The following is a 6,514-nucleotide window of genomic DNA, read 5'->3' on the forward strand; positions in this document are numbered from 1 at the left end:
GCCGCCGCAGCGGCGCCCGCCGCACCCGGGGCGCCGACCTGGGTCGGTGCATGCGTGGGCGGCGGCGGAGTCACCGGCGGCGGGGGCGAGCCCGGCGGCGGAGGCGTGACCGGCGGTGGCGTGACCGGCGGCGGCACGGTCGGCATGGCCGGCGGGGGCGCGGTGCCCGGCTTGGGCGGGGCGATCAGGGGGTCCTCGGAGTCCAGCAGGTCTACCGCGCGGCGGCCCAGCTTGGCCACCAGGGTGCCGGGCAGCCAGGGCTCCTGCCCGCTCTCGCCGTCCTCGTCCCACAGCTCGCCCCCGGCCGTGCGCTCCAGCAGCGCCTCCACCGTCGGCCGGTCGGCCGGGTCCGGGGCCAGGCATTCCTCGATCAGGCTGCGGATGTTCTCCGGCACCCCCTCCAGGTCCTTCTCGTCCTGGATGATGCGCAGCATCAGCACGTGCATGGCGCTGTGCGGGTCGCCGAACGGGCTGCGGCCGGTGGCGGCGAAGGCCAGCACCGAGCCGAGACAGAAGACGTCCGATGCCGGGGTGACCGTCTCGCCGCGGCACTGCTCGGGCGACATGAAGCCGGGGGAGCCGACCGAGGCGCCGGTGCGGGTCAGCCCGCCGCCGGCCGTGGTGTCCAGTGCCCGGGCGATGCCGAAGTCGATGACCCGCGGGCCGTCGATGGTGACGAGCACGTTGGACGGCTTGAGGTCGCGGTGGATGAGCCCGGCACCGTGGATGTCGCGCAGCGCGTGCGTCAGGCCGTTGGCCAGCGCCAGGATGGAACGCTCCGGCAGCGGCCCGTGCGAGCCGGCCACCACCTCGTGCAGCGACGGGCCGGCGATGTAGCCGGTGGCCACCCAGGGTGTTTCGGCGCTGGTGTCGCAGCCGAGCACCGGGGCGGTCCACNGCCGTCGATGGTGACGAGCACGTTGGACGGCTTGAGGTCGCGGTGGATGAGCCCGGCACCGTGGATGTCGCGCAGCGCGTGCGTCAGGCCGTTGGCCAGCGCCAGGATGGAACGCTCCGGCAGCGGCCCGTGCGAGCCGGCCACCACCTCGTGCAGCGACGGGCCGGCGATGTAGCCGGTGGCCACCCAGGGTGTTTCGGCGCTGGTGTCGCAGCCGAGCACCGGGGCGGTCCACTGGCCGCCGATGGCACGGGCGGCGTCCACCTCGCGCTGGAAGCGCTCGCGGAACTCGGGCTGCCGGGCCAGGTCGGGCTGCACCAGCTTGACCGCGACCGTACGGCCACGGTCGGAGCGGGCCAGATAGACCTGGCCCATGCCGCCCGCGCCGAGCTTGCCCAGAAGCCGGTACTGCCCCACTCGCTGCGGGTCCGTCGGACCGAGCGGCTTCATGTTGCCCTCCCCTTCAACTGCCCTGCGCGGCGCGTCCGGCGCCCGGTACTGCTCGCTTCGTCACTGCGTCGGCCGGAGTGGTCTGTCTCTGGTGGTGTGCTGCCTCTGCGGCTGTCACGGCGCCGGGATTCCCTGAGGATACGGGCGAATTCGCCGCCGGGTTCATTCCGGGGAGAAGTACCAGTTTCCGAAGTCCTCGGGGAGACCGACGACCTGGACGTCACCGTCGCTGTCCGGCGGGTAGAGGTAGAAGGAGTGCATCCCGCCGTCCACGCACAGGTCTTCCGGATCGGAGTAGGTGGCCTCGCTGGGGCCGAACAGCAGCCACTCCCCGTCCGGGCCGACCGCCATCAGGGTGTGCTGCCAATTGCAGTATGCGTCGTCCGCGTCCCTGACCCAGGTGGCCACCGACTCGGTCACCAGGCCCTGTTCGATGGTGATGGTGTGGTAGCTGCCGTCCTCGGCGGTGGCGTCCAGACCCCAGTCGCCGAGGTACTCGTCGGGGACGGCCTCCTCCGCGCCGCCGTCCACGGCCGGGTGGAAGGTGCCGGTGAGGCCGGATTCCGGGTGATTCCAGTAGAGGTTGCCGTCGTCGTCGAGGGAGAGAGCGGACTCGCCGTCGTAGGAGCAGGCACCCTCCGGGACGGCGTAGAGCTCCGCGGTGGTGATGGTCACCTCCTCGCCCTCTCCCTGCGAGGAGAGGTTGACGAATCCGGCGCACAGCGAATCCGCGGAGATGCCGTAGACATAGCCGATGTCCTCGCCCTCCTCACCTCCGAAGATCTCGAAGCGGTAGGTGAGATCGTGGGACTGATCGAAGAGCAGTACCTCGCCCTCCCAGTAGCCTGCGAGCTCCTCGGAGGTCAGGCCGGTGCCGTCGGTGCCTCCGTTGTCGGAGCCTCCGTTCTCCGAGCCTCCGTTGTCGGAGCCCTCGTTGTCCGAGCCTCCGTTGTCGGTGTTCCCGCTGCCGCTGCTGCTGCCGCCGCCGCTGTTGCTGCCGCCCCCGCCGCTGCCGCCCCCGGCGGTGTTGCCGGGTTCTTCGCCGCCGTCCCGGTTCACCGCGTACACGATGCCGCTGACCAGCAGCGTCGCGAACACCGCACCGAAGGCGGCCAGGATCACCCCCAGCCGCTTGGAATTGCGCCGCGGGACCGGAACCACCTGACCGAACTGCCCCGGCATCGGGGTGACGGGCGGTGCCGGATGCCCGTGCTGCGGCCAGTGCGGGCCGCCCAGCGCCGGATGCGGAGTGTGCGGGGGGTGCGGCGTGTGCGGCGGCTGCTGCGGCACGCCCGCGGGGCCGGGGCCCGCGGGCATGGTGTGCATCCCGGCCATGCCGTCGCCCTGGGCCGGGGTGGTGGGCGCCGGGCCGGGCGGCGGGGTGGCGGGCATGGCGGGGGCGGAAGCCGTGGGGCCGCCCTCGCGCAGCGGATCCTCGGAATCCAGGAGTTCGACGGCGTGCCGGCCCAGCCGGGCGACCAGTGAGCCGGGCAGCCAGGGGTCGTCTCCCGGCTCCGGATTCCACAGGTCACCGGCTGCGGTACGTTCCAGCAGCTCCTCCAGGGTGGGCCGGCCGGCCGGCTCGGGCGCCAGGCAGTCCTCGATGACGGAGCGGATGCCCGCCGGGATGCCGCTGAGGTCCTTCTCGTCCTGCACGATGCGCAGCATCAGGGCGTGCATCTGGCTGTCGGTGCGGCCGAAGGGAGTGCGGCCGGTGGCCGCGAAGACCAGCACCGATCCCATGCAGAAGACATCCGAGGCGGGGGTCAGCGTCTCGCCGCGGCACTGCTCGGGGGACATGAAGCCGGGGGAGCCCACCGTGGCGCCGGTGCGGGTGAGACCGGCCCCGGGCGCGGTCTCCAGCACCCGGGCGATGCCGAAGTCGATGACCCGCGGGCCGTCGATGGTGATGAGCACGTTGGACGGCTTGAGGTCGCGGTGGACGAGTCCGGCGTCGTGGATGTCGCGCAGGGCCCGGGTCAGTCCGTTGGCCAGGGCGAGCAGGGAGCGTTCCGGCAGGGGGCCGGTGGGCCCGGTGACCACTTCGTGCAGGGACGGACCCGCGACGTAACCGGTGGCGACCCAGGGGACGGTGGCGTCGGGGTCGGCGTCGAGCACGGGGGCGGTCCACTGGCCGCCGACCCGGCGGGCGGCGTCCACCTCGTGGCGGAAGCGCTGCCGGAACTCGGGCTGCCGGGCCAGGTCGGGCTGCACCAGCTTGACCGCGACCGTGCGGCCACGGTCGGAGCGGGCCAGATAGACCTGGCCCATGCCGCCCGCGCCGAGTCTGGCGAGCAGCCGGTAAGGCCCCGCCGATTGCGGGTCCTCCGGTCCAAGCGCTTTCATGTGCCCCCCTTTTTCCGCCCGTTGCCGCCGCATCGGTCACACCTCTGCGGACGATCAGAGATTAAAGCGATTTTCTGTTCAACGGGCACTCTGACAAGGAGCGAAGCAGAACCGTGACGTCCTCGGAACGGTGGTGCGGAGCAGGGCGGAGCCCCGGTTCCGATGGTGTCGGGCGCAACTCCTTGTCACTGCCCGACCACTGCGCCGACGGCGGCGGGCTCAGTCGCCGGAGCCGCCGAGCAGGCCGCCGACGAGGCCCCCGACCAGGCTTCCTCCGCTGTCCGCGCCTTCGACGCTCCCGGCGTCGCCGGTCGAGCCGTCCGTGCCGGCGTCAGCGCCGCCACTGGTGTGACCGACGCTCTGGCCGGTGTCGCCGGTGTCGTCGGTGGCGGTGTCCGAGGGGGAGAGGGAGGGGCCGGTGGCGGTGTCCGCGCCGGCGTCCGAGGGGGCTCCGGCCGAGGAGGTGCCGGGAGCGGTGCCGTCCGCGCCGTTCCGGGCGTCGTCCGGCGGCAGGCTCTCCGTGCCGGGCGCGGCGGATGTCGGGCCGCTTCCCGGGCCCGCGCCGGCGTCGCTGCCGCCGCTGTCGCCGGTGGTGGTGCCGACGGCGCCGGTGGTGGGGCCCGGATCGTCCCGGGCGGCCGGCCCGTCGTCGGACGGCAGCCCGGAGACGCCCGGCGGGCCCGGAGGCACGGGGGTGACCACGGGTTCGGTTCCGCCGGGGGGCCGGGTGAGCAGGACGGCGGCCACCAGGGCCACGGCGGCCACGGCGGCCACGGCACCGGCGGCCGGCAGGCCGATCCGACGCCGGGGCGGTGCCACGGACGGCCGCGCGGGCGCGGCGGGCGGCGGGTCCGGGGCCGCCGGTGTCCTGCCGACGGGCGGGAGTTCGGCGGTCTGCCGTCCGGGCTCCGCGGTCAGGGCGGCGGGCAGCCAGGGGTCCGCGTCCGGGTCCGCGGCGGGTTCCCACAGGCTGCCCTCGCGGGTGCGTTCCAGCAGCCGGGAGAGCGTCGGACGGTCGGCCGGCTCCGGGGCGAGGCATTCCTCCACCAGCCCGCGGATCGTCCCGGGCACGCCGCCGAGGTCGTGGTCGCCCTGGACGATGCGGCGCAGCAGCGAGGGGGCGTCCGTCCCGGTGCCGCCGAAGGGGCTGCGGCCGGTGGCGGCGAAGGCGAGCACCGAGCCGAGACAGAAGACGTCCGATGCCGGGGTGAGCACTTCGCCGCGGCACTGCTCGGGAGACATGAAGCCGGGGGAGCCGACGACCGCTCCGGTGCGGGTGAGCGTGGTGGTGGCCGCCTCCACGGCCCGCGCGATGCCGGAATCGATCACCCGGGGGCCGTTCCGGGTGATCAGGATGCCGGACGGCTTGAGGTCGCGGTGGACGAGTCCGGCTTCGTGGATGTCGCGCAGCGCGTGCGTCAGACCGTTGGCCAGGGCCGGCAGGGAACGCTCGGGGAGCGGCCCGTGCTCGCCGGTGACCACCTCGTGCAGGGAGGGAGCGGGCAGGTAGTCGGTGGCGACCCAGGGCGTGGCGGCGTCGGGGTCGGCGTCGCGCACCGGTACGGTCCACCGGCCGCCGATCCGGCGGGCGGCGTCCACTTCGCGCCGGAAGCGGCGGCGGAAGGTGGGCAGGCGGGCGAGGCCGGGCCGTACCAGCTTGACCGCGACCCTGTCGCCGTGTTCGGACCGGGCCAGGTAGACCTGGCCCATGTCGCCTTCCCCCAGCCTGCCCTGCAACCGGAACGGCCCGATGCGTGAAGGGTCCTCCGCTCCCAGCGCCTGCATGCCCTCATCCCCGTGGCATTGATGGATGAGCGTGACACTAGCTGCGCCACGCGGCGGGTGCTCGGAATCGGGGAGGTTGAATTGGATTCCTGACCGTTCTTGACAGATATCGGAAGAACGTTTCTCAGTCCGCGGTCTCGGTGGTGAGGCCGCCGGTCTCGGTGGCGGTGCCGCCGGGGGCGCCGCCGGTGGTGGTCCCGCCGTTCGCGGCTCCTCCGTCCGTTGTCCCGCCGTCCGACTCCCCCTCGGTGGTTCCCTCCGTCGTCCCGTCGGTGGTGCCCTCCGTGCTGCCGTCGGTGGTGCCCTCCGTCGTGCCCTCCGTGCTGCCGTCGGTGGTGCCGTGCGTGGTTCCCTCGGTCGTGCCGTCGGTGCTGCCGTCGGTCGTTCCCTCCGTGGTGCCGCCGTGCTCGGTNGTGCGTGGTTCCCTCGGTCGTGCCGTCGGTGCTGCCGTCGGTCGTTCCCTCCGTGGTGCCGCCGTGCTCGGTGCCGCCGGTGGTCCAGCCACCGGTGTCCGCCCGGTCGTCGGTGGTCCCCTCGGTGGTCCCTTCGGTGGTCGTACCGGTGTGCCCGGTGTGCCCGGTCGTCCCGCCGGTGTAGCCCGTGCCCCCGGTCTCCCCGGTCCGGTGGTTGTCCTCCGGGCCGGCCGTCCCGGTACCGGCGGTCTCCCCGGTGGTCCCCTCCTCCGGTGGCTGCGTGGTGCCCTCGCCGGTGTCCCCGTCGCTCCCGCCGCCCCTGTTGTCCCCGGTGCCGTCGGTGTCACCGGTGTTCTCGCTTTTCTCGGTGTTCTCGGTGTCCGGTCCCGCGGTCTCCGTGCCGGTCCCGGCCGTGCCCTGTTCCTGCTCCTGGTCCCGGTCCCGGTCGCCGGCGATCTGGGCGTAGGAGACGGTCACCGAGAGGGCGAACACCGCGGCCGAGGCCCCCGCCAGCAGCCACAGGCGCGGCCCCCGGCGCGGTCGCCGGCCGTGGCTGTCCGCGTGACCGGCCCGGCCGTCCGGCAGTTCGGCGCTGCGGGCGGGCGCCGCCCCGAAGGCCGCC

The 6,514-nt window shown here is 74.0% G+C and carries 4 protein-coding genes; all 4 read right to left on the reverse strand.

Annotation, left to right across the window (positions count from 1 at the left end):
• On the reverse strand, positions 1-848 hold an 848-nt coding region (locus GQS09_RS26150), incomplete at its 3' end, for a serine/threonine-protein kinase (protein ID WP_313896340.1).
• Positions 746-1,348, reverse strand: a complete 603-nt coding sequence (locus GQS09_RS30825; protein ID WP_313896341.1) for a serine/threonine-protein kinase — start codon at positions 1,346-1,348, stop codon at positions 746-748. The genes GQS09_RS30825 and GQS09_RS26150, both read right to left, overlap by 103 nt.
• A gap of 162 nt (positions 1,349-1,510) precedes the next feature.
• On the reverse strand, positions 1,511-3,694 hold the full coding sequence (locus GQS09_RS26155) for a serine/threonine-protein kinase (RefSeq protein WP_165990014.1): 2,184 nt from the start codon (positions 3,692-3,694) through the stop codon (positions 1,511-1,513).
• Between the two features lie 219 nt (positions 3,695-3,913).
• Positions 3,914-5,479, reverse strand: coding sequence for a serine/threonine-protein kinase (locus tag GQS09_RS30040; protein ID WP_243761804.1), 1,566 nt, complete (start codon positions 5,477-5,479; stop codon positions 3,914-3,916).
• Between the last annotated feature and the right edge of the window lie 1,035 nt (positions 5,480-6,514).

The organism is Streptomyces sp. YIM 98790 (genome assembly GCF_011421595.1).
Lineage (GTDB): Bacteria > Actinomycetota > Actinomycetes > Streptomycetales > Streptomycetaceae > Streptomyces.